Origin of the sequence: Streptomyces hoynatensis, assembly GCF_003626535.1 — a bacterium.
In the GTDB taxonomy this organism is placed as follows: Bacteria; Actinomycetota; Actinomycetes; order Streptomycetales; family Streptomycetaceae; genus Streptomyces; species Streptomyces hoynatensis.
This window is the reverse complement of the sequence record NZ_RBAL01000014.1, coordinates 101,180-123,143: the sequence shown is the minus strand read 5'-3', so window position 1 is coordinate 123,143 and position 21,964 is coordinate 101,180. Positions and strand designations below refer to the sequence as shown.

General features: G+C 70.1%; 20 protein-coding genes, 1 pseudogene and 1 CRISPR repeat array. Of the genes and pseudogenes, 1 reads left to right on the top strand and 20 read right to left on the bottom strand.

Annotation, left to right across the window (positions count from 1 at the left end):
* Nucleotides 1-132 precede the first annotated feature (132 nt).
* From D7294_RS22110 to D7294_RS22040, 14 genes and pseudogenes are all read right to left on the bottom strand, one after another.
* A complete protein-coding gene (locus tag D7294_RS22110; RefSeq protein WP_120682477.1) occupies nt 133-2,184 on the bottom strand; it encodes a hypothetical protein in 2,052 nt (683 codons plus the stop codon).
* On the bottom strand, nt 2,181-3,308 hold the full coding sequence (locus D7294_RS22105; RefSeq protein WP_120682475.1) for a hypothetical protein: 1,128 nt from the start codon (nt 3,306-3,308) through the stop codon (nt 2,181-2,183). The genes D7294_RS22110 and D7294_RS22105 overlap by 4 nt, the downstream gene beginning before the upstream one ends.
* Before the next feature lie 119 nt (nt 3,309-3,427).
* Nucleotides 3,428-4,081: a Crp/Fnr family transcriptional regulator gene (locus D7294_RS22100; protein ID WP_241562541.1), complete on the bottom strand. Its 654-nt coding sequence runs from the start codon at nt 4,079-4,081 to the stop codon at nt 3,428-3,430.
* Between the two features lie 91 nt (nt 4,082-4,172).
* Nucleotides 4,173-4,373 (bottom strand): hypothetical protein, encoded by a 201-nt coding sequence (locus D7294_RS31635; protein WP_147450890.1) that lies wholly within the window; start codon nt 4,371-4,373, stop codon nt 4,173-4,175.
* Nucleotides 4,374-5,041: 668 nt separating this feature from the next.
* The gene (locus D7294_RS22090; protein ID WP_120682471.1) at nt 5,042-5,704 is read right to left on the bottom strand and encodes an IS30 family transposase; all 663 of its coding nucleotides are present in this window, start codon (nt 5,702-5,704) and stop codon (nt 5,042-5,044) included.
* Nucleotides 5,705-5,868: 164 nt separating this feature from the next.
* Nucleotides 5,869-6,258, bottom strand: a complete 390-nt coding sequence (locus D7294_RS22085) for a hypothetical protein (RefSeq protein WP_120682469.1) — start codon at nt 6,256-6,258, stop codon at nt 5,869-5,871.
* A 201-nt stretch (nt 6,259-6,459) separates the two neighbouring features.
* Nucleotides 6,460-6,930 (bottom strand): DUF4279 domain-containing protein, encoded by a 471-nt coding sequence (locus D7294_RS22080; protein ID WP_120682467.1) that lies wholly within the window; start codon nt 6,928-6,930, stop codon nt 6,460-6,462.
* A gap of 84 nt (nt 6,931-7,014) precedes the next feature.
* The gene (locus tag D7294_RS22075) at nt 7,015-7,428 is read right to left on the bottom strand and encodes a DUF4279 domain-containing protein (RefSeq protein ID WP_158674680.1); all 414 of its coding nucleotides are present in this window, start codon (nt 7,426-7,428) and stop codon (nt 7,015-7,017) included.
* 46 nt (nt 7,429-7,474) lie between these two features.
* Nucleotides 7,475-7,690: a putative adhesin gene (locus D7294_RS22070; protein ID WP_120682463.1), complete on the bottom strand. Its 216-nt coding sequence runs from the start codon at nt 7,688-7,690 to the stop codon at nt 7,475-7,477.
* Nucleotides 7,691-7,885: 195 nt separating this feature from the next.
* Nucleotides 7,886-8,809 (bottom strand): annotated as a pseudogene (locus tag D7294_RS22060) (RNA polymerase sigma-70 factor); the annotation flags it as partial.
* Nucleotides 8,806-9,744, bottom strand: coding sequence for an NAD-dependent epimerase/dehydratase family protein (locus D7294_RS22055; protein ID WP_206619540.1), 939 nt, complete (start codon nt 9,742-9,744; stop codon nt 8,806-8,808). The pseudogene D7294_RS22060 and the gene D7294_RS22055, both read right to left, overlap by 4 nt.
* 931 nt (nt 9,745-10,675) lie before the next feature.
* Complete coding sequence (locus D7294_RS22050; RefSeq protein WP_120682457.1) at nt 10,676-11,434, bottom strand: SDR family NAD(P)-dependent oxidoreductase; 759 nt, start codon at nt 11,432-11,434, stop codon at nt 10,676-10,678.
* Nucleotides 11,435-11,459: 25 nt separating this feature from the next.
* Complete coding sequence (locus D7294_RS22045; RefSeq protein ID WP_120682455.1) at nt 11,460-12,806, bottom strand: MFS transporter; 1,347 nt, start codon at nt 12,804-12,806, stop codon at nt 11,460-11,462.
* 79 nt (nt 12,807-12,885) lie between these two features.
* Nucleotides 12,886-13,470: a TetR/AcrR family transcriptional regulator gene (locus tag D7294_RS22040; RefSeq protein WP_120682568.1), complete on the bottom strand. Its 585-nt coding sequence runs from the start codon at nt 13,468-13,470 to the stop codon at nt 12,886-12,888.
* Between the two features lie 691 nt (nt 13,471-14,161).
* Between D7294_RS22040 and D7294_RS33885 the strand changes: the two genes are divergently transcribed.
* Nucleotides 14,162-14,650, top strand: coding sequence for an SDR family oxidoreductase (locus D7294_RS33885; RefSeq protein WP_338325685.1), 489 nt, complete (start codon nt 14,162-14,164; stop codon nt 14,648-14,650).
* Between the two features lie 11 nt (nt 14,651-14,661).
* Here D7294_RS33885 and D7294_RS22030 read toward each other — a convergent pair whose 3' ends face one another.
* From D7294_RS22030 to cas8c, 6 genes are all read right to left on the bottom strand, one after another.
* On the bottom strand, nt 14,662-14,898 hold the full coding sequence (locus D7294_RS22030) for a hypothetical protein (RefSeq protein ID WP_147450889.1): 237 nt from the start codon (nt 14,896-14,898) through the stop codon (nt 14,662-14,664).
* A 334-nt stretch (nt 14,899-15,232) separates the two neighbouring features.
* A CRISPR array of direct repeats spans nt 15,233-17,109; the repeat unit is 37 nt; unit sequence GTTGCGATCCTCACCGACCGGTGCGGGCCGGTGCAGC.
* 173 nt (nt 17,110-17,282) lie between these two features.
* The gene (gene cas2, locus D7294_RS22025) at nt 17,283-17,573 is read right to left on the bottom strand and encodes a CRISPR-associated endonuclease Cas2 (RefSeq protein ID WP_120682449.1); all 291 of its coding nucleotides are present in this window, start codon (nt 17,571-17,573) and stop codon (nt 17,283-17,285) included.
* Nucleotides 17,573-18,604 (bottom strand): type I-C CRISPR-associated endonuclease Cas1c, encoded by a 1,032-nt coding sequence (gene cas1c / locus D7294_RS22020; protein WP_120682447.1) that lies wholly within the window; start codon nt 18,602-18,604, stop codon nt 17,573-17,575. Before cas1c ends, cas2 begins: the two co-directional genes overlap by 1 nt.
* Nucleotides 18,594-19,265, bottom strand: coding sequence for a CRISPR-associated protein Cas4 (gene cas4 / locus D7294_RS22015; RefSeq protein ID WP_206619539.1), 672 nt, complete (start codon nt 19,263-19,265; stop codon nt 18,594-18,596). Before cas4 ends, cas1c begins: the two co-directional genes overlap by 11 nt.
* Complete coding sequence (gene cas7c / locus D7294_RS22010) at nt 19,262-20,131, bottom strand: type I-C CRISPR-associated protein Cas7/Csd2 (protein WP_120682445.1); 870 nt, start codon at nt 20,129-20,131, stop codon at nt 19,262-19,264. The genes cas4 and cas7c overlap by 4 nt, the downstream gene beginning before the upstream one ends.
* Before the next feature lie 71 nt (nt 20,132-20,202).
* Entirely contained in the window at nt 20,203-21,960 is a 1,758-nt protein-coding gene (gene cas8c / locus D7294_RS22005) for a type I-C CRISPR-associated protein Cas8c/Csd1 (protein WP_158674679.1), read from the bottom strand.
* Nucleotides 21,961-21,964 lie beyond the last annotated feature (4 nt).

The following is a 21,964-nucleotide window of genomic DNA, read 5'->3' as shown; positions in this document are numbered from 1 at the left end:
GAGTGATGACGGCATCGAAGTGAAGTGCGTGGTCGGCGCTGGGCAACCGGGTGGAGAAGGCCGAGGCCGGCCCTCCCCACCCGCTCCGCGCAACGCCTCGGGCGCGGTTGCGACGGAACACGGTCACGCTCCTCAGGCCGCTCGGTCCGCGTGGTCGGCCGAACGGCGCGCGGCCCTTTCCCTGACTACGTCGACGAATCGGGCACGGAGGCGGCTGCGGAAGGGAGTTGTGCCGCCGATGACCCGGTTCAGGTCGTCGCCGAGAGCGTCCGCCTCATCGGGGAAGATCACCGCAACGATCTCCTCCACCGCCTCCGCCGTCGGGCCGTTCTCGGTTCCCACCGCGTCGCACCAGCTGCCGAGCACGGTCGCCGCCCGGGCGCGTAGTTCCTGCCGCCGCCAGACCGCGCGCCAGCCGTCGCGCAGCAGTTTCCTGACCGCATCGCCCCGCGCTCCCTCCGCGCGCAGCAGCCCGTACGCCGTCGGCTCGGCGTCCCCGGCCGCGGCTTCGGCGAACACGTCGAGGAAGACGGTCCCGCTCGGCGCCCCGGGGGTCGAGGCGGTGGTCCACTGGACGAGCGCGTTGAGGACGTGCGGGGACAGTTCGGGGTTGCCCAGCAGATTCCTGAGCGCGGCAACGGCCGCCTCGCGCACGCCGGGTTCGCCCGCCTTGTCGAGAACGTACCTCAGTCGGGTGAGCGCGATGTGGGGATACTCGCGGCCCAGGCGTCCGCGGCATACGGCGATGACGGCCTGCTGGCGTTCCGGCATGGTCGGCGCCTTGGCCCAGAGCGAGAGCTCCTTGCGCATCGCAGGCCCCAGACGCACGTCGGTGGCCAGCCGGTCGACGAGATCGACGGCAAGGTCGGCGTGGCGGCTCCCGCCCCGCAGCCATTCATGGGTGAGCCAGGAAACGCTGTCCAGTCCCTCGGTCTTCGCCATCGTGGTCAGGACCTCGGCCAGCCGGGGCAGGCTTTCCTGGGCGATGCCCTTCGGCTTGCTGATCGCGGAGAGCCAGCGCATGAGGATGGGGACCAGTTGCGGGCGCTTGCGCCATACGTGCTGAAGCAGCGCCTGGTCGATTCCGGGGCGGATGGCGGACAGGGAGACCCTGCCCTCCCTGAAGTCCAGACCCGCCGCCGTGCACCGCTCGGTGTCGTCGGCGCCGGCCAGCGGACCGCCCTTGCGCGGTGGCCAGTTGAGTGCCGCATCGGCCAGCAGCAGGTCCGCAGCGTCCAGGACGGTGCGTGCCGGGGCCCCGTCGAGGAAGGCCGCCGCGATCTGCAGGGCCCGCCGTTCGGGTGCGCGGGCGTCGTCGGTACCGAACCATTCGGTGAGCTTGTGCTCCCAGCCGAGGAAACGGTCGCGGGCCTCACCGTCCCGCTTGTCCTTGGCCTGCAGAACGACGTCGGCCAGCCGCACGCCCTCCTGCGGCGACTCGTTGCCGCTCAGCAGTCCGGCGAACACGCTCTCGGGATCATCGAGCCATGCGGCGCGGACCGCACGCTCGGCATGCGACATGATGGCCCGGCGGGCGATCCTCAGCGCGGAAGGTCGCCGCATCCGTATCACGGCGGCCGGGGTGGCGCGGCTGTCGGCGAGACCGCCCTCCCACACTCGCTCGGTGGCGACGATGATCAACCTGGCGCCCACGGCACGGGCCCGGATTCCGTACTCGGCGAGCTGCTCGTGGAAACGTTCGCCGAGCGGCTCGTGGACTCCCGTCAGGTTGAGGAGGTACCCGGTTTGGGGCTCGCAGGGGAGGCGGGTTGCGTCCGGCTCCTCCCAGTCGGGGTACAGCTCGAAGATCCGGGTCAGGTCCTTGATCATGTCGTTCAGGTGACGCAGTGCCGTCGTGCGGCGTCCCGAGCCCTCGGGGCCGAGCAGTGCGAGGACCGCGTTGCCCAGCGGGTTGATCTGGGCGGCGGGATCAGCCGCCGGCTCGTCGAGCGTGATGTGCGGGGTCTCGAAAAGGTGGTCGGGGAGGATGAGCCGCGGGTCGACCGGGTGGGGGCTCAGCAGCGCCAGCCCGGCCACATACGTGTAGATGTTGACGTCGCGCATCGCCAGGTTCATGTTGCCGCCCACGCTGACGTCCTTCAGGCTGGGGCGGAACGGGGCGACGCCCTGGGCCGGAGACGAGTCGTCCGGGAAGTCCTGGTACAGCTCCTCGTCCGTGGTCATCGGTCCTTCTTCCAGACGTTGGTGTCGCGGCCGCTCGCGATGAAGTCGCCGCCGCCGGTGTCGATGTCCGTGAACACCTGGCCGGAGCGGAATCCGCTCGGGGCGGATGTGGCGGGCGGCACCATGGCGAGGAGGCGCACGGCCTCGGCGGCCTCCGCGGATCGGTCCGCGACGACGGCGAGTTGTTCAGCGGTGCGCTGCGTGAAATGCGCCGCAAGGTGCTCACGCGCGGCGGGGTCCTGGCCCGCAAGAGCCTGCTCGAAGGCGTCGAGCTGATGAAGCATCTGTTCACTCGCCTCCGGCGCATGCCTGCCGAGTAACGCCGCGCAGCGCGCACGGACGTAGGCCCAGGTGTCGGTGGCCATGGCTCCGATCACAGCGCTGGCGGCGAGGGCGGCGATCTCTGCGGGGGTGTTCATGCGGGACCTTCCCAACTCTCGCGCTGATGTGGTCGCGTTGCGGCTCTCGCCGTTGCTCACCTCGGCGGTGGACGCCCGAGCAGGTGCCGAGGTACGTGCGACCGCAGCCCGGATGTCGGCCGGGCCGTGCCCGGGAAGGTGAATCCAGCCGTAGCCGGTGAACTCTTTCTGCTGGATGTGCACCCGGGCGTATTCCTCGGGATTCAGGCCGTGCGCGCGCAGCCGGACCACGTCCTGGTAGAGGCGGTCGGCGACGATGACCACCAGGTTCGTCGAGGTCACGGCGGCCAGCACGCGCTTGAGCTGCGGGGCGTTCAGGTATCGCGCCACGGAGACCGGGGTGGGGCCGCTGTAGCCCAGGGCGGCGGTGCGGGCCACGCCGATGTCGAATGCCAGGCGCAGCCGGAGCCGTTTGGCCGCGTCGTGTCGGAGGTTGCGCTCGGCCAACGTCGCGGCCAGGTGCCGGACGAAGTCGCCGAGCAGGGCCGCCTCCGAGGTGTCTTGAGGAAGCACGGTGAACTCCTGGTCGCCCTGTGCCTGCCGGCCCCACCGGGTCCGGTCGAGTCCACTGAGGACCGCCGCGTCTTCCAGAATCCGCACCAGGTCGGCCTGCGCGGCCTCCTGATGCGGGGTGTCGAGCCTGCTGTATTTCTCCACATCGACCGCCATGCACAGATGGCGGGTGATGATGTCCTGCGGTGTCATGGGACGCCTGTCTGATCGGGGGTTGGTGCGCGTGGCCTGGCCACGCGTGTGGGCGTCAACTTTCGTCCCCCGGACCCGTGGCACCGAGCGATCCGCATAAGTACGGCCTTTCTTGCGGATCAGGCGATGCCTGGGGGAAGATGACCGATTTCCCTCAGACGGCGCAGGTCAAGCACGGAGATACGCCGATGGCCGGTCGTCAGCAGACCCTCTTCACGCAGCGCGCGAAGCGCCTTCTGGACGGTGTCCTCCGCCGAGCCGGCCAGCGCGGCCAGCTCCGGCTGGCTCAGGTTGACCCCGATGACCAGCCCCTGAAGCACCGGTCGCCCATGTGACGCGGCGAGTTCGGCGAGCACCCGGGCCAGCCGTACCTTGACCGGGTAGCCTGCGAACTCGATCCGGCGTCTGTTCGCCCAACGCAGCCGCTCGGCCACCACGCTGCCCATCGAGAGGGCGGCTTCCGGATGTCGCCGGAAGAAAGCGTGCAGGTCGTTCTTCTGCACGACACCGGCCCGGATCGCGCCGCAGGCGGTCACCGTCGCAGACCGCGGCTTGCCGTCCATGGCGGCCATCTCGCCCACCACGTCGCCGCTGGCACGGATCGCGAGGAGAGCCTCGTGCCCTTCATCCAAGCGCGCGCTGATCTTGGCGATCCCGGAGAGCAGAAGCACCACGTGCGTGGACCGATCCCCCTCGCGCATCAGGCTCTCACCACTCTGGTACTGGCACGGCGCTGCCACGTGGAGGAGTTCGTCCCGCAGCGGGTCGGGCAAGCCGCCGAGGTAACTCCGCCGAGGCCAGTTCCTTCCCGTCCTGCGACGCTGGGACTCGTAGTCCGGTGGCACGTCCCTGCCTCCCCACCCCTCATGCGACCGCATCGCCGTACTTGCCGGATCTGACGGACACCTCCCCCATCATCTTTCGTCGGCCGAGCAGGCGAAAGACGGCATGGGCGCCGGGTCGGACGACGGAACCACCCCGCAGTTGCCCCTCAACGCCTTCCAGATCGCCTTCGAGGCCCGCCTCACCCCCGACCGACAACTGATCACTCACCACCCTGCTCACGCACGAAGGGGCCAGGCGGGACGATGAAACACGGTGAGCCGCACGGGGAACCGGCCGGCGCACGACGGGCTGACGCCGCGCAATGCCCTCACTCACCACGTCGGCTGCCACCCAAGCAAGCCGACTCGGGATCGCCTGGTGCGGCGTTGCCCTCGGGGCAACGTACGCGCCGCCGGTCCGAGCGATGCGCGAGGCCGGTCGCGCTCGCCCTTACGCTGACGTTGGTTCCTCGCGGTCAGGGTCAGCGAGCGTAGGACGCGAGGCGATCCGCGAGCGCGGTGACGCGGCCGCGGAGCTCGTCGGGGTGCTCGATGACGAACGGCCGACGCGTGGCCAGCGCTCGGTGGCCGGGCCCTCGCCGACCGCGGACTCCTGCTCCTCCAGGCTCGCGACGGCGGCCGGAAGGCGGGCCCGGATCTGCTGGAACGTCCCGTGGACCCGCGGCCGGCGGGCAGGTGCCGCCACCGGCACCCGATCCGACGGCGGTGGCCGCGCAGTTGCGTGGCAAGGAAACGAAGAGTCCGGCTGAACACGTCGAGCCCGCGCGGGCAGACAAGCACGTGAAACCTCTGGTTGGACGTGGTGATCTTGGTCATGAACCCGTTCATCAGGGGTTTCATCCATGAGTCCAGCCAACTATCGGCGCAGCACGGGAAGTTGGCAAAGGCTCAGTCAATCGCAAGGACAGAAATTAGCCCACATAGCAGCTTCTTACCTGGACTCCAAGGATGAGGAGGTGGTGTCAATCCGTTGAAGCAACACTTTCGGTCAGAGCCCGTGGGAAGGCTTCTTGTGGGGCGCGGTAGCCGGGGGCGGTTGTTGATCTCTTCGGCGACGGCGGTGAGATAGGGCTGATGGCTGGTGATCTCGCTGCCCTTGGGGAGGTACTCGCGGATGATGCGGTTGGTGTCCTCATTCGTGGGCCGCTGCCAGGGCGAGTGCGGGTCGGCGAAGTACACGTCCAGACCGGTGGCGAGGGTCAGGGCTGCATGGCGACCCATCTCGGCCCCCTGATCCCAGGTCATGGACTTGCGCACCAACTCCGTTATTCCGTGGATCTGTTCGGCCAGTACGGTGGACAGGCCACTGGCGTTCTTCCCCTCGGGAAGGGCGAGGATGATGCAGAAGCGGGTGGCGCGGTCGACGAGGGTGGCCGCGGCGGACTTTCCGTTCTTCCCGACGATCAGGTCGCCTTCCCAGTGACCGGGGACCTTGCGGCCCAGTGCCTCTGCGGGGCGGTCGTGGATGGATCGCATCCCGGCGATGCGGGCGCCTTGGGAAGCGTCCGGCCTGCTGCGGGGGCCGCGCCGTGTTCTCCTGCTGGGCAGCATGACCCCAGGCGGGCAAGTTCGCCCTTGGGGAGTGCGTAGATCCAGGTGTAGACGGCTTCGTGCGTGCTCCCCGTGGCGGCGTCGGCGACGGTCGTGCCCGCTTCCCCAGAGCGCGCCCCTGCCGGAAGTAGCCTGATTCACATCTTGCCCACCAGGATCGCCCGCTACTTCTTCGAGATCATCGAAATACCACCCTGCGCGAGAGAGAACACCCGAATAAACGCATCCCGAACTTCCAAATCTCGATCGAGTCGCTCCAGCGCCTCGAATCTATCCGGATCAACATCGACCGCGGCAATTCCACCAGCGTCCCTGCCGCCAGGGGTCGAAAACAACACGAGGCATCGATAGGCGTGGACGTCACCCCCTCGTTCCTCGCGCATCAGCGACTGGAGTAGCATGTCCGCTTCCCCGACCTGGCTCCGAAGTGCGTCCACTGATGACCACCGCGTCGCCCAGCCACGCTTCTCCGCCTCCAACTGAATTTCGAGCAATGTATTGAAACTGATGCGGCATACACGGAAGTCCGGGTCGGTCCAACGAATCAGAGGCATCGAAGCACTAATCCTCTCCGTAGCGCGGTGACTCCCTGCCCCGCGACCGTGCCCACGATCGCCTCGATGCCCACTCGCACTCATGCCGTCCGCAGATCCGCGGTCGGGCCGTCGCCACGCGTACAGGCGGGCAGACGCCGCTGGGTGCGTGCGCGGTCGGTCAAAGGTGCCCCTGAAGCGGCGGGGCCGTGGGCACGCCGCTCAGCCGCGGTCCTGTTCCGTCGCGTTCTCGCGCTGGTCGAGGATCTGGTCGAGCAGGTCCTCGGCCGTCTCGGTGACCGGCGCCTCGGTGCTGAACGAGAGGGCCAGTCCCAGCTCATTGACGCGCGACAACACGTCGGGCGGCAGAGTCAACTCGGCCCCGGACTCCACGAGGCCCGAGACGTCGATCGAGACCCGGTGGCCCTCCGCACGCAGTGCCCTCAACTGCGCCGACAGGGGCCTCACCCTTGCCAGCAGCGCGTCGAGCAGCGACGGCAGCGACGTGCCGGGGGCGTCGGCGACCAGGCCCCAGCATCCGGCCCCCGCGCGGAAGGCGGGCACCGCGCCCGGCGCACGGCTGAAGTCGGGCGGCACACCAAGCCGTTCGGTCACCGATCCGGGGTCCAGATCAGCCCCGCTGACCAGCAGCGTCACGGCGAGTTGCGCCCACTGCCTCTCGCTCCCCATCATCCCGCTCTCTTCTTTCCCGTCTCTCCAGGCTTCCCAGACCGGTGTCCCCCGCCCGGCATCGTGCCTCGGACGGGACGACGGCGTTCAGCGCTCGCTGGTACTGACCGCGAGGCGGAGTGGCACGCCCAGCGCCGTCAGCCGGCCGAGCGCGACCGGTGACAGTTCGAAGAACGAGCCGGTCCCGACGAACCCGAACAGCCGCAGCAACACGTCGTACCCCTCCTGGCGCAACTCCTGCAGGCCCACGGCCCGCGGCTCCACCGTGCCAAGCAGTTCGTCAAGCTGCTCGGCGAGCGGCGTGGCCTGCGCGCTCACCTTCAGCAGCCACAGACCCGCCTCGTCCGCCTCCGGGTCCCACCGGTCGGGTCCGGGACGACGGCTACCGGTGGGGTCGAGCCCGAGGTGCTCGCTGATCCGCTCCGGATCGAGATCGCTCCCGCGCACCTCCAGCGCGGCCTCCGTCACCACCCAGGACCGTTCGGTATGTGTGTAGTTCACCGCTGGATCCTCTCTTGCCGCGATGGCTGACCGCCGGGCGCCGCGCTCACCTGATCTCCCGGCATGCCGCCCCGTGCACGTTGCCCATGCCCTCGCTCCGCAGGTCGCTCAGCGATGTCCGCTCGGCGACCGTGAGGGAGTTCTCGAAGACGCTGAAGCCACCGCCCGAGGCAGCCGCCGGAGCGGCCAGGGTGTAGTTGGGGATGACATCACCCGCCTGGAACGTCTCGACGGCGGCGTTCGGGTAGACGCCGGCCTCCACGGCAACGCCGTGGAGGCGGCAACGCGTGGGGCTGCCGGGTCACGGCCGTGACCCGGTGTCCGGCGGCGAGTGCCTGGCCCGTGAGCAGGCGGCCGGTGGGGCCGTTGGCCCCGAAGACGGCGAGGCGCACGCCGGCTGTCCTTCCTGGTTGCGAGGCATTCCGGTGAACGTCCGCTCGGCACGTCGGCCCGGGGCCCGCTGTGCCGCCTGCGTTTCGCGCAGGACCGCCCAGCCGTCCGCCACTGGGCCGACGTGCGCAAGCTTGTCGGGGTTGCTCACGGTGCGGATGGTCTCGATCTGCCCGTTGCGGATGTCGAGCGCCCAGGTGTTGACGACGTTGCCGGTGCGGTCTCGGAAGATCGCCCCTTGCTGGCCGTTGACCCGGTGCGGTTCCACGAGGCCGCCGGTCCGGGAGAACGCCGGGAGGAGGGTGGCGAGGAGCCGGGAGACGTGGTCGACGCCGAAGATGCCCTGGGCCCACCGCGGGGCCTTGCCGCCGCTGTCGGCGACCATGCGGACGTCAGCGGCGAGCAGTTCCCGCAACCTGTCGACGCTCCCCTCCCGGAGGGCGGCGAAGAACCGATCGGCGAGTTCTTCGTGCGCACGCCGGTCGGTCTCGAACCGCGGCCGGCCGGCGTCCATGTGGCGACGCGCCCGCACCGTGAGCTGGCGGCACGCTGCCTCCGAGCGGCCCACCGCCGAGGCGATGTCCCGGTAGTCGAACCCGAACACCTCGCGCAGCACGAACACCGCCCGCTCCAGCGGGGTCAGCCGCTCCAGCAGAAGCAGGGCCGCCATGGACACCGAGTCGGCCAACTCCGCCGACCGCTCCGGGTCCTGGTAGGGGTCCGACAGCAGCGGCTCGGGGAACCATGGCCCGGCGTACTCCTCCCGGCGGACGCGAGCCGAGCGCAGCACGTTGATCGAGATCCGCGTCACCACCGCCGACAGGAAGGCTTTGACCGAGGTGGGAGGCGTGGCGGACCCCTCGTAGCGCAGCCACGTCTCCTGCACCGCGTCCTCGGCCTCGCTCACCCTGCCCAGGAGCCGGTAGGCGATCGAGAACAGCAAGGGCCGCAGCTCCTCGAACTCCTCGGCCCTGGACGTCGATCCGCTCACGCCAGTTCCGCCTTGAAGCCCTCGCGCCACGACGGGTAGCGCAGCTGCCAGCCGAGTTCCCGCTTGGCCTTGGCGTTGGAGAAGCCGCGCCCCTCGGTCATCATCACCACTGCCTGGTCCCCGGCCAGCACCCGCGCCAGCCACACCGGAATCCGCATCGGGCGTTTCGCCCCCGCGCACGCCGCCAGGTGCGGCAGCCACTCGCCGGCCGGGGCCGGCTCGTCGTCGACGATGTTGAACACGCCCGACGCCCTCTGCTCCACGGCCAGCACGGTGGCGCTCGCTGCGTCATCGAGATGGATCCAGGAGCTGTAGCCGGTGCCACGGCCGACCAGGGGATACTGCCGCTTGCGGATCAGCTCGACCTGGTCGTCAATGGCGCCCGGCCCGTAGAACGCGCCGTACCGCATCACCGCGCCGCCGGCCCTGAGGACGGAGTCCTCCGCGTAGCGCAGCGTCTCCAAACCGATCTGCGCCGCCGTGCCCACCAGCATGTCCAGCGGGTCCTCCTCGGTCTTCACCCACCCGCCTTCCCGAATGCCGTTCCAGCTGGCGTAGCCCTGGGCAACGACATGGGAGACGCCGGTGGCTTCCGCCGCGGCCAGCAGGTGGTCCGTGCCTTCGCGACGCAGACGGTTGGTGAGGGCGAACCAGCGGTCCGGGTGCTTGATGTCGGGCTTGCCCGCGTGCCTGATCGAGATCGCGGTCATCTGGTGCACGACCACTTCCGGCTGGGCCTTGGCCACCGCCTCGCCGACGGACGCCGCGTCCAGCCCGTCCATCACGACGCCGGCGGCGCCCAGTTGCCGCGCGAGATCCACCCCGGCCGGGCTCGTGCTCGTCGCCGTCACCTCGTGCCCGCGCGCCACGAGCTGCGGCACCAGCCGCCGCCCCAGAACCCCGGTCCCTCCTGCCACGAATACGCGCATGACCATCACTCCTGACGTGAGCGCCGCTTGCCTTCGCTACCCGAGACAAGACAGCCCGGCTCCCTGTGACATGGAGGAGGAACGCCGCCGTCCTCGTCGGCGCCCCGGCCCACGGGCGCCGACGGCGATCGCTTCGGCGGCCTGGACGTGCCGGTCGACACCGCCGGCATCGCCGGCGCCGGCCGGGCCGCGCCCCCGAAGGCTTCTGCCGGGAGTCGCTGGGCGCCGCGGTGGACCGTCGGCGCCCTCGCCCGCCGCCGAGCCCGGCGCGGAGGAACGCAGGCTGCCCGCCGGCGCGGCCTTCCCCTCTGCCGTGGCCTCCCCCTCTGACGTGGCCTCCCCCTCTGAGGTGGCCTCCCCCTCTGAGGTGGCCTCCCCCTCTGAGGTGGCCTCCCCCTCTGACGTGGCCTCCCCCTCTGAGGTGGCCGCCTTCCGCAGTGGCCCAAGGAGCAATCGCCCCCGGACGAGCGCCCTCGAAAGGGCACATCCCCACAAGGGGCTGCCTTGACGTGCATTGGAGTGTGCTGCTGCGCCGCAATGCCTCCCCGGCGAGGCCGCTTTCCGTCGACGGGAGTGGCATCGGCAACGGCGCCCGGCCGTACCCGCGGTGAGTAGTCGTGCGCGGCAGCGGCTGCATCGGTGACCCCGGCCACGGCGAGACCTGCGCCCCCGTATCCACCGGCGCGCACCCCCGGCCCGACCGGGACGGCGCCCAGCCCGGGGCCCGTTGCAGAAAAACGCCCCCTGCCACCCCCGGCGCCCCCTCGGCAGCCGGCCCGTCTCCCGTGCATGCGCACGGCCCCGCACCCGGCCGACGGCCGGCCACGCAGACCGGCCACAGGCTCCGTTCACGAGTCGCCGCTCCGGCCCGGCACGCTCCCCTCCGCCGTGGCGGAGATTCCTGCCGGCGAGGGGCGACGCCGAAGCCCACGGGCCGTCAGGCCGAGGCTCCACTGTCGATGACCAGGTCGGTGCCGACCACCGCGCCGGCTGCGGGGGAGGCGAGATAGAGCACCGCGGCCGCCACTTCCTCGGCTTCCGCGACCCGGCCGAGCGGGTTTTGCGTCTTCACGCGCTCGGCACGGTCGGCCTCGGTCTCGCCGGGCCGCAGCGACATGGGAGCGGCGGAGGCGCCGGGGCTGACGGCGTTGATGCGGATGCCCTGGTGGATGTGGTCGAGAGCGGCGGCGCGGGTCAGCGCGGAGACCGCCGCCTTCGAGGTGATGTACGCGGCGAGGTTCGGGGTGCGGAGGTGGGCGCCCAGGTTGGAGGCGATGTTGACGATGGAGCCGCCACCGTTTCCCTTCATGTGCGCGATCTCGTGCTTCATGGCCAGCCAGACGCCGGTGACATTGGTGCGCAGCACCGCCTCCCAGTCCTCCTCGCTCACCTCGCCGACGGGTACGGTGCCGCGGAGTATTCCGGCGTTGTTGACCGCGATGTCCAGCCCGCCGAACCGGGTCACACTCCGGCGTATGAGGTTTTTGACCTGGCCGGAGTCGGTGACGTCGGCGGTGACGGCGGTGGCCGTGCCGCCGGTGGCCTCGATGAGACCGACCGTCTCGTCCAGGGAGGCCGCGGTGCGTCCCGCGGCGACCACGGATGCGCCCTCGGCGGCGAAGGCGAGCGCGATGGCGCGGCCGAGGCCGGAGCCTGCGCCGGTGACGAGGACGGTCTTGCCGGTGAAGCGGTTCATTGCGGTGGCTCCCTTGAGTGATGGATTACCTGGTGCGGTGGTGCAGAAGGGCGACGGCGGCGAGTGCGGCCCCCGCTGCGGCCAGGGACGAGGCGTCGCTGCCGAGCGTGAGCAGGATCGCGAGCAGGAGGGTCGGGCCGAATTCCATCGCGGTGTTCAGCACGCCGCCCGCGAGCCCGGCCCGTTGCTGCGGCACGCCTTCGGTGGCGAGCACGGCGCCTCCCGCGAAGGAGGCCGCTGCGCCGGCCGGCAGCAGCACGAGGCCCGGCAGCAGTCCCCACCCGTAGGAGAGGTGTGCGTCGAACCCGGTGAACGCGAGGAGGGCGAGCCCGGCCGCAGCGGTGCCGAGCCCGGCGGCCGTGACGGTTCGGGCCCCGTACCGGCCGATGAGCGGTCCTGCCGTCCGGCTTGAGGCGATCAGCGCAACGGCGAACGGTGCGAACGCCGCCGCGGTCTGCAGCTGTGACCAGTCGCGCGCCTGCTGGAGTTGGAGCGAGAGGACCACGAAGGTCATCGCCGTTCCGCAGGCGCTCAGTGCGATGGCCGCGAGAGCCAGGACCCGCTGCCGGTCACGCAGGAAGCCGGGCCGCAGCAGCGGGTCGCGGACGTGGCGCTCGGCGTACCAGAACGCGGCCAGCAGCACGATCCCACAGAGCAGCGGCGCGAGCACGCCGCCCGACGACCAGGGGCGGGTGTCGGTGACGATGAGCCCGTAACTGGCGAGGGAGATCCCGGCGGTGGCGAGCAGAGCACCCGGCAGGTCGAGAGTCCTGCTCCGGCTCGGCGCGGTGTCCGGCAGCAGCCGGGGCGTGAGGACGAGGGCTGCGAGGGCCACCACGAGCGGTATGGCGAAGGCCCAACGCCACGACAGCAGCGTGGAGATGACGCCGGAGAGCAGGTTGCCCGCGGTCGCGCCGAGCACCGAGAGCCCGCCCCAGGTGGCCATCGCCCTGCCGTACTCGGTCGGGGAGGGGAAGACGGCGTGCAGCACGGCCATGGCGGCGGGCGCGATCAGGGCCGCCCCCGCTCCCTGCGCAAAGCGCGCCACGAGCAACATCCCCATGCCGGGGGCGAGCGGGACCAGGGCCGAGGCGGCGGCGAAGAGGAGCAGGCCCGCGGTGAGGGCACGCCGGCCCCCGTAGCGGTCCGCGAGGCGTCCGCCGAAGAGCAGCAGCCCGGTGAAGGTCAGTCCGTAGGCAGCGTTGAGCAGGATCACATCCGCGCGGGCCAGATCGAATTCGCGCGCTATGCGAGGCAGCGGTATGGCGAGCGCGGCGAGCGTGAAGATCAGCGTGGTCTGGACGCCACCGAGGAGGACGAAGGCGTATCGCCGATGCACGGCGGCGACGCGGCCGGCGCCCATGGCGGTCATGCCTTCCCCCTGATATTTGACCGATCGGTTCATTATTTGGCCATGCGAAAGGGAGCCCGGTGGATTCGCCGGAGGCGGGTCAGCCCAGCAGGGCCAGGGCCTGTTCGGCCGCGTCCCGCACCCGGGCGGAGTCGTTGGACGCCTTGCCGACGATGCGCACCCCCTGGAGCAGCACGAACAGCATGCGGGCCAGCGCCCGCGGGTCGCGGTCCTCGGGCAGCTCGCCCTGAGCCTGGGCCCGCACGAGCGCGGAGTGCAGCAGGGTCTCGATGTGCTCCCAGCTGATCTCGACCCGGCGGGCCGCCGCAGGGTCGTGCGGCGCCAGCTCGGCCGCGGTATTGGTGACGAAACAGCCGTTCAGCCGGCCCTCGGGGGAGGCGGCCTCTGCGGCGAAGCGGCGCACCACCGCCCGCACCGCAGGCAGTGCGGGGCCCGGCTGCGACAACTCGGCAAGGAGAGCCGAATCGCGCGTCTCGGCGTACCGGTCCATGGCCTTCAGGTACAGCTCGTGCTTGCTGCCAAAGGTCGCGTAGATGCTGGCACGGCCGATGCCGAGGTGCTCGACCAAATCCGTCAGCGACGTCGCCTCGTAGCCGCGCCGCCAGAACAGCTCAAGGGCCGACTGCAGCGCGGCGTCCGGATCGAATTCCTTGGTCCTGGCCACGTCGAAGACCATAAGCCTCTCTGGAATGATCGGTCAAATAACCGGGCGCCGCGGCCGGCCCCGGCACGCCGACGCAGGAGAGACGGGGAACCCGCCGGCGAGGTCGGCGACGGTGCGCTCCCCGGTGGCGGACCGCCCGAGGAGACGGGCCTGCGGGCAGACGGAGAGCCCAGGCCGCTCGCCGTGGAGCGACCCTCCCTCCGGCACGAGCGCCGGCCACGGCCCTCGCGCGCCCCCCACCGCCCGCCGTCGACGCCGTGAGCACGGGTCTTCAGGACGCCGCCCCGGCCGCACCCTCCACCCGGCTCGGCGACCGCTGCCTCCCCGGCAGAAGCCTCCGACCAGGCACTTCCCGAGTCCCGGCGCCCGCCGCCCCACAACTGCCCCACAAGCGAAGCGTCACGGCCCCCCAGGCCCAACGCGCCCCCTTCGCCAGGCACCCGAAGCGCCCCACCCCAGTAACCTGAACACGCGTCGATCGACACCGGACACCACACCAGCACGCATCGCCCCGCACCACCACCTCAACGGCAAATGACAGCTATGTCCAACTTCCAGCAAGTAAGCAAAACCAGCCCCCACCCCAACTAAACCCGCAGGCCACGAACTCTGCTCCCCGCGCACGCGGGGTTGTTCCCGAAGCTCGGCCAGCCCCTCGCGGACCGCCGCCCTGCTCCCCGCGCGTGCGGGGTTGTTCCCGCCCCCTGTTCTTCGCGGTCTCCCAGTACCTCCTGCTCCCCGCGCACGCGGGGTTGTTCCCCACTGGGAGCGCGCCATCGAGTCCCACGCCGCCTGCTCCCCGCGCACGCGGGGTTGTTCCCTTCTTGGCCATGTCCTGGGTATTGGAGATCAGCTGCTCCCCACACACGCGGGGTTGTTCCCGTGTAAGAGCCGTCGCCCAGTTCCTTTACAGTCTCCCCAGCACAAGCCTCCGACCAGGCACTTCCCGAATCCCGGCGCCCGCCGCCCCACAACTGCCCCACAGGCGAAGCGTCACGGTCCCACAGACCCCGGCACACCCACCTCGCCCGGGCAGCCGATCTCCGCCCGCCGCCTGGTCACCCCGCAGGAGGTCGCCAAGGTCATCGCCTTCCTGCTCTCCCCCACCTCCAGCGGCATCACCGACGTCAACATCCCCGTCGACAACGGGCAGAACACGCCCACGCCGGACGGCTCCTGAACGCCCCGCGCTCAGGCCGCCACGCCCAGAACCGGCCGGGCCCTGCGCTCGAAGGCCCACACCACCGGCACCGCCCGGAACGGCGCCAGACGGCCGCGGAAGTCACGCAGGGCCTGCACCGAACGCTCGCTGTGGACCCCGCCAAGGAAATCCAGCGCCCCCCCCGCGGCGGTCACGGCCTCCTCCAGCCGGCCCTGCTGGAGAAACCGCGACATGGCGAACGCCGGCGAAAGCCATGGCTGGGTCACGCCAACTCTCGTGAAGGACACCCGGGGCACGGCCGCTCCCAAGGCCGTCCGCGACAGCGGAGACCCACTCGACCGGCGCGGCACGAGGGAGTATGCGTCTGTCACCGCTGCGACGAGGCCGCCTGCGTCAGCCCGGCCCACCTCCGCCTCAGCACCACCGCAGGAAGCCGCGCCGAATGGGCCACCCGCCACCGCAACCCCCACACCCCCTCGCCGATCTCCGCGGCCTGGCTGATCGCGCCCCGCGCTAATGCGGCTGTCGTCCGCACCGACCTCGCCGACGGTGCAGGTGCAGCGGCCGGGACCGTGACATCCCGGATCGCCGCGGGGCGAAGTTGCGATCCTCACCGACCGATGCGGGCCAGTGCAGCCCTCGATCGTCTGCATCACCAGGTCGCGCGTGGGCATGTTGCGATTCCTCACCGACCGGTGCGGGCCGGTGCAGCCCGGGGTGACCGCGATCACCGTGGCCATCTACCCGGAGTTGCGATCCTCACCGACCGGTGCGGGCCGGTGCAGCCTCGAGCCCCTCGCCGTCCGTCCACGGCCTGAGGGGTTGCGATCCTCACCGACCGGTGCGGGCCGGTGCAGCCTTCTTGACGCCGTTGCGGAGCTGGCGCTGGTGGAGTTGCGATCCTCACCGACCGGTGCGGGCCGGTGCAGCAGTCGGGCCGCGACTGCGGCCGCGCAGAGCCCAACTGTTGCGATCCTCACCGACCGGTGCCGGCCGGTGCAGCCCGGCGCTACTTCGACGGCCTCAGCCGCGCGGAGCAGAGTTGCGATCCTCACCGACCGGTGCGGGCCGGTGCAGCCATGGAGGCGTGGGTCGGCGACGCGAAGACGCTGTAGTTGCGATCCTCACCGACCGGTGCGGGCCGGTGCAGCGCTCGGCGAACTCGGGGTGCCCGTGCGGCCCTCCGTGTTGCGATCCTCACCGACCGGTGCGGGCCGGTGCAGCGCCCCCGTGGCCACCGCGGACACCGAGACGCACACGAGTTGCGATCCTCACCGACCGGTGCGGGCCGGTGCAGCCGCCCAGCGGCCGGCGATGACCTGCGTCTCCGTGGCGTTGCGATCCTCACCGACCGGTGCGGGCCGGTGCAGCAGCACGGATGGCTGGTGGACCTCCTCGACCCCAAGCAGTTGCGATCCTCACCGACCGGTGCGGGCCGGTGCAGCGACCCGCATATCGTGGATGTTGACACCGGCGAGGTGGTTGCGATCCTCACCGACCGGTGCGGGCCGGTGCAGCCGCCGACCGTCCCGGGCCGCCACTCCCGCACATACGAGTTGCGATCCTCACCGACCGGTGCGGGCCGGTACAGCCCGCGCGGGCGGCTCCGTCTCCGGCAACCGATCCAGGTGTTGCGATCCTCACCGACCGGTGCGGGCCGGTGCAGCCGGCACCGCCGCCGTGCGGGACACAGTGGGCTGGATGTTGCGATCCTCACCGACCGGTGCGGGCCGGTGCAGCGGCGCAGCCCGCGTACGTCGCCCGGTCCGGCGCCGGCTGTTGCGATCCTCACCGACCGGTGCGGGCCGGTGCAGCGACGGCTCCCCTTCGCCACCCCGGACTCCAGAGGAGGTTGCGATCCTCACCGACCGGTGCGGGCCGGTGCAGCCTGGTACATGGACACCTCGCAGGCCGCGGCGAAGGGTTGCGATCCTCACCGACCGGTGCGGGCCGGTGCAGCCTCGACCTGCTGCGCACCGCCGCCGCCAACGCACGGTTGCGATCCTCACCGACCGGTGCGGGCCGGTGCAGCCTTCCAGTCGAACGTTTAGCGCAGACTCCACCCCAGGGCGTTGCGATCCTCACCGACCGGTGCGGGCCGGTGCAGCGCCGGCGAGTTCACCGCGCTCGTCTCGGTGTTCGGGTTGCGATCCTCACCGACCGGTGCGGGCCGGTGCAGCTCCGGCGTGCGCACCGGAGCACCCCCGGAGGAGAGGAGGTTGCGATCCTCACCGACCGGTGCGGGCCGGTGCAGCCTGCGTTCAGCGGTGGAGTCACCAGGACCTCCCCGTTGTTGCGATCCTCACCGACCGGTGCGGGCCGGTGCAGCCCGCCGGTGAGGATCAGCAGCATCCCGTAGAGGGTGCTGTTGCGATCCTCACCGACCGGTGCGGGCCGGTGCAGCGGCGGAGAGACGACCGTGCTGCTCAACCGCGGCAAAGTTGCGATCCTCACCGACCGGTGCGGGCCGGTGCAGCGCCGGTTGACCAGCGGTTTTCGTGTTCGGGGCGTGTGGGTTCGAGTGGACGGTGGGGGATGAAGGGGGGCATGTAGGGCGTTTTGCTTCGGTGTGGGTCGCGTGTCGGGTGTCAGCTTGGGGTTCGGAGGTGGTCATTAGTGCAGGCTCCTTCCTGCGGCACCTGCGAGGGTGTCACAGGACCAGGTCTTCTCGGTGGGGGTGGGGTCTGGCGGTGCCGAGGGTGTGGATCTGGGCGAAGCCGTCCTTGGGGAGGCGGTATATCCGGATGCTGTCCTTGCTCGTGTCGATTATGTCGTCGAGGGCGTCGATCAGGTGGAGTAGGTCTTTTTCGTCGGCGACGATTTCGAAGACGGAGTACTGGACGCGAAGACCGTGTCCTTCACAAAGTTTCGCGACCTTGCGTAGACGGCGGCGTCCTGCGGCTGTGGTGGTGTCGACGTCGTAGGTGAGGAGGAGGTCCATCAGGAGGCGGTCCAGGGGAGGTAGCCGGGGAGGTCGCCTCGTAGGTGGCGGGCGAGGAGGCGGCATTGGATGACGGGGAGGAGACCGCCGGGGACGGGTTGGGCGGCGATGGTGTGTGGCCAGGTGCGGGTCTTCCATTCTTGCCAGGCGGTGAGGGTGATTTTGCGGCCATCGTCGGTGAGGCGTACGGCGCCCCCGTCGAGGGTTTCGAAGTGTTCGGCGCGGAGTTGTCGGCGATTAAGGAGTGTGAGGGCGAAGCGGTCTGCGAGGACCGGGCGGAATTCTTCCATCAGGTCCAGGGCGAGGGCGGGTTTGCCTGGGCGGAGGCCGTGGAGGTAGCCGAGGTAGGGGTCGAGGCCGATTTGTTCGCAAGCGCCGTGGACCAGGTTGCGTAGCAGGCCGTAGGAGAAGGACAGCAGCGCGTTGGCCGGGTCGGTGGGTGGCCGGCGGGTTCGTGTGGTGAGGGGTGGAATGCCGTCGGCGGGACGTAGCAGGTGGCGCATGGTGGAGAAGTAGGTGCGAGCTGCGCTGCCTTCGATGCCCATCGCGGTGTCGATGTCTTGCGCGGCGGGAAGGCGTTCGAGGAGGTCGGCGAAGTCTTCGGCCGCGGCTCGGAGGGCTCGTTTCGGCGCGGAGTCTGCGTCTCGGGCGGCCTTGAGGACGATCCATCGAGTGTTGCGGATCTTCCCGGCAACGAAGGGCCTGGCGATGGTGAGGCGTTGTTCGGGGTCGGTGTGGGCAAGGTGTTGGGCATGGCGTAGGAGGACGTTTCCGCGGGTTGGGCCGTCGAGGCGTGCTTGGAATCGTCCGGATTGGGTCATCCAGGTGATGGGTCTGCTGTCCTCGGCGCAGCGGGTGATGAGTTCTGTGCTGAGGTGGATGTGGCCGTACAGCACGATTGCTTCGATGCGGCGTAGTGGGAGCGTGCGGCGGGGCGTGTCGGGAATGTGGATGCGTAAGGAGTCCTGGTCGAGGCGCAGTTCGGTTCCTTGGGTCTGGACGTAGAGGGTGTTGAGGAGTTCAGTCGTCACTGGGGTTTCCGTCGGGATCTGGGTCGGGGGCGTCGTAGAGGGCGGCGAGGGCTTTTCGGTAGCGGTGGGTGTTGGCCAAGGCGTGGGGCATGCAGTCGGTGGCGAGCGAGCATCTGCGGCAGCGTTTGTCCGCTGCCGGGGGTGGCATGTGCTGTCGGGTGAGCATCGTGCGGATGGCCGTGGTGACGTCGGTGACGCGTTGGCGTAGGTCGTCGGTGACGGGGATGGTGTGCCGTCGTTTGTCGCTCCCGGAGTAGATGGCCGCGTGCGGTACCGGGCGTTGGAACATCTCCGCCAGGCAGATGGCCTGTGCTGCTGCTTGGAGGTCGGCGGGTCCTCCGGGGCGGTAGCGGCCGGATTTGTGTTCGATAGGGAGCACGACTCCGTCTCGGTGGAGTTCCACGGCGTCGCAGATGCCGAACAGCCCAAGGCCGTCGTGCCAGACCGGCAGAGCGTGTAGCGTGCGCGTGCCTGCCCGGGATTGGCTGCCGGGCGTGTCGACGCGCTGGTGAGCGAGTGTGCCGCGGACGGTCGCGGCGTCGTCGGACCAGGTGGCTTCCAGCAGGATCAGCGCTGCCTGGCGGGGGCAGTAGGCGAAGTGTTCAAGGGCGGAGAGGGGGACCTGCGGCAGGTCCCCCATGGTGGCGTCGGCCCCGATCATTCCACCAGTGCCTTCGCGGTGACGCCGTTCGGGAGGGCAGCCTGGTCGAAGGTGATGCCGCTGTAGTCCGTGAAGGAGCGCGCGGTGGCGTCGCCCAGGGGCTTGACGTTCACGAGGTCGAGGAGGCGGCGAGCGGGGGCGCGTCCATAGGCGTCGTCGTGTGTGAAGACGTACAGTCCGCGGAGGTTGAGGTCGCCGCGGGCGGCGGCCCGGTCGTGGTCGAACATGAGGGTGAAGGCCCGCCAGAACATCGCGAGATCGTCGGCGGTGACGCCTGTGCGGGCGGCAAGGGGGGCGCTGAAGTGGCCTTCTCCGCGGTAGAGGGCGTAGGGCACGATGTGCTTCGAGCCCATTTCGGTTTCCTTCTTATCGATGTCCTCCTGCTTTGTCGGGGTGACGCGGGTGATCCCGATCTCAAGTGGGGTGATGGGGTCGACGGAGCGGGAGAAGCTGAGCTGGAGGGGTCCTTGGACGCGGCCGGCCTGCTTGTCTTTCTTTCCTGTGGTCATGACGGCTCCGAACATTCGGACGTCGAAGAAGGTGTTGCACATCCAGTCGCGGGCGCTGTCGGTGGTGGCCCGGTCGCCGAGCTCGGCGTGGGCGCGTTCATGCTGGGTGTTCAGTGCGGTGCCGGCTTGGACGTAGATGTTGTATCGGCCGGTGGTGTCGTGCTCGGTGAGGAGCGCGACCGTGGTTCGGATCTTGCGTTTGATGGCGACATCGGTGATCAGGCCCTGACCCGAGATGGGGTCGGTGCGAGGCATGCCGCCGCTGTCCGGATCGCCGTTGGGGTTGCTGTCTCGGGCTTCGATGTAGAAGACGAAGTCGTGCTTGCGAGTGGGGTCGCAGTGAGGTTCGTCGGTCATGGCTGTCCTCCGGGATTCGTTCGGGGGTGTGTCTCGGCCCCGTGTTGGGGCCGGGCAAAGAGCTGGAGGTTCTACTGGTCGCCGTCGCCGTGTTCGCGGGCGGCGGCGAAGTCGGCGGCGCGCTGCTGTTCGTAGCCGATGATGAAGATGCCCTGCTCACGAGGGTTGAAGGTGAGAGGAATGCCAGCGTGGCCATCCATGGCGGCGAAGACCTCGCCGAGGCGTTTCTCCAGAGCGACTCGGGCTCCGGCGTTGTCGCGGCGCAGGCGCTTGAGGTGGCCGACCGCGTCGCGGCGCAGGGTGGCGAACACGGCGGCGGGCGCGGTCATGGCTGTGCGGAAGTACTTGTCACGCAGTGTGGTGTTGACGTCTGGGCCCAGGGCCTTGCGCTGGATGGATTCCAGGACGGCGAAGGCTCGGCCGCACAGGTAGGCGGGATCGGTGTTGTTCTCGTCGAGTCGGGACACGAGTTCACGTTCCTGGTAGACGCGGATGAGGATCAGGCGCAGCAGGGCGATGCGGGCGGCATCGATGTGGCCGTCGGCGCGAATGCGTTGCAATAGGTGCGGCAGGAGTTGGGCCGGGGGTCCTGCGCGGTGGAGGGCGGAGTGCAGAAGCGTGCGTTCGAGACCGTGGTGGCCGGTGTCGGCGACGTAACGGTTGCGGGCGGTGTCGCGGCGTCCGCTGGCCGCGGCCAGCAGCCACAGCGGTAGGTAACGGTCGCGGTCCTGCCAGCCGTCGTAGACGGCGTGGTCGCGATACCAGGCGCCGAAGTTGGCCTTGACACGTTCGACAGAGGTGTTGACCCAGTCGCGGACGACGACGCGGGCGTTGTTGAGGGTGAGGGTGAGGCCGAAGAAGTCGTTGCTGTCGACGTCTTCGAGGCTGGTGGGGTCGGCCTCCCGTCGGAGGGCGTCGAAGAAGTGCGCGATGTCCTTCGGGTCGGGGTCGGCGTCGTAAAGGGCGTGGGTGATCTTCTCCTGGACTGGTTCGCGGGTCCACCAGAGGAAGACGTGATCGGGCCCTCGGCGGTGATGTTCGGGCGCGGCCAACAGGTGGTTGAGCACGGCCATGGCCCGCGATCCGCATTCCTCGCACACCGGTGTGCCGGCCAGGCCGTCGCTGATCCCGCCGCGGCCATGGGCGGCGGCGTTGATGCTCACCAGTTGCGCGTCCCGTCCCCGCCCGCTGCTGGGGATCGCGCCGGCCTTGACGCTTTCCGGGATGGTGGCCAGCAGGGGGCGCGTTTCGCCACACACCAGACACAGGCCCGGGGGCGTCCCGCCCGCCTTGCGCCGGCGGACGGTCTCTGCCCAGGCCTTCTGCGCGGAGGGCAAGGTGTGCAGCCAGGTGTCAGCCACCAGGAGAGCCACGATGTCGCCCGCGGCGATGCCTTCTCCCTCGGCCAGGCTGGTCAGGGAGTTGTCGTCCAGGAACCGCAGCAGGGCGGCGACCGACCGTTCACCGGAATTGGTCGACGCCCACTGGCGTAGGAGAGTGAGGTACTCCTCGTGGCGTCGGCGTGCCTCCTCGGTGGCAGCCTGAGTGATCTCGCCGGTGGTGGGATCGGGCTTGGGCACGCCAAGGACATACTGTGCGGTGTCGACCAGCAGGTTCGCCGGCGGGAGCTTTCCGGAACGGTAGGTATGCGGCACAGGCATGATCTGCGGGGGGACCGAACTGCCCTTGGGTGGGCGGACGTCGCTCACGCCAACGCGCGCGCCGTCTGCTGTGATCGACACCACCCAGTGGATTTGCTTGGCCCGGTAGTGAGGCGGGGGGAGCTCGGGGATACGTGCGGCCTGGTCGGTGAGGAGTTTCAGGAGCACGATG

What these genes read in the sequence shown, in the direction of transcription:
- D7294_RS22110 (WP_120682477.1), bottom strand. Translation starts at nt 2,184, where the DNA reads ATGACCACGGACGAGGAGCTGTACCAGGACTTCCCGGACGACTCGTCT.
- D7294_RS22105 (WP_120682475.1), bottom strand. Translation starts at nt 3,308, where the DNA reads ATGACACCGCAGGACATCATCACCCGCCATCTGTGCATGGCGGTCGAT.
- D7294_RS22090 (WP_120682471.1), bottom strand. Translation starts at nt 5,704, where the DNA reads ATGCTGCCCAGCAGGAGAACACGGCGCGGCCCCCGCAGCAGGCCGGAC.
- D7294_RS22085 (WP_120682469.1), bottom strand. Translation starts at nt 6,258, where the DNA reads ATGCCTCTGATTCGTTGGACCGACCCGGACTTCCGTGTATGCCGCATC.
- D7294_RS22080 (WP_120682467.1), bottom strand. Translation starts at nt 6,930, where the DNA reads ATGATGGGGAGCGAGAGGCAGTGGGCGCAACTCGCCGTGACGCTGCTG.
- D7294_RS22055 (WP_206619540.1), bottom strand. Translation starts at nt 9,744, where the DNA reads ATGGTCATGCGCGTATTCGTGGCAGGAGGGACCGGGGTTCTGGGGCGG.
- D7294_RS22050 (WP_120682457.1), bottom strand. Translation starts at nt 11,434, where the DNA reads ATGAACCGCTTCACCGGCAAGACCGTCCTCGTCACCGGCGCAGGCTCC.
- D7294_RS22045 (WP_120682455.1), bottom strand. Translation starts at nt 12,806, where the DNA reads ATGACCGCCATGGGCGCCGGCCGCGTCGCCGCCGTGCATCGGCGATAC.
- cas2 (WP_120682449.1), bottom strand. Translation starts at nt 17,573, where the DNA reads ATGGACCTCCTCCTCACCTACGACGTCGACACCACCACAGCCGCAGGA.
- cas4 (WP_206619539.1), bottom strand. Translation starts at nt 19,265, where the DNA reads ATGATCGGGGCCGACGCCACCATGGGGGACCTGCCGCAGGTCCCCCTC.
- cas7c (WP_120682445.1), bottom strand. Translation starts at nt 20,131, where the DNA reads ATGACCGACGAACCTCACTGCGACCCCACTCGCAAGCACGACTTCGTC.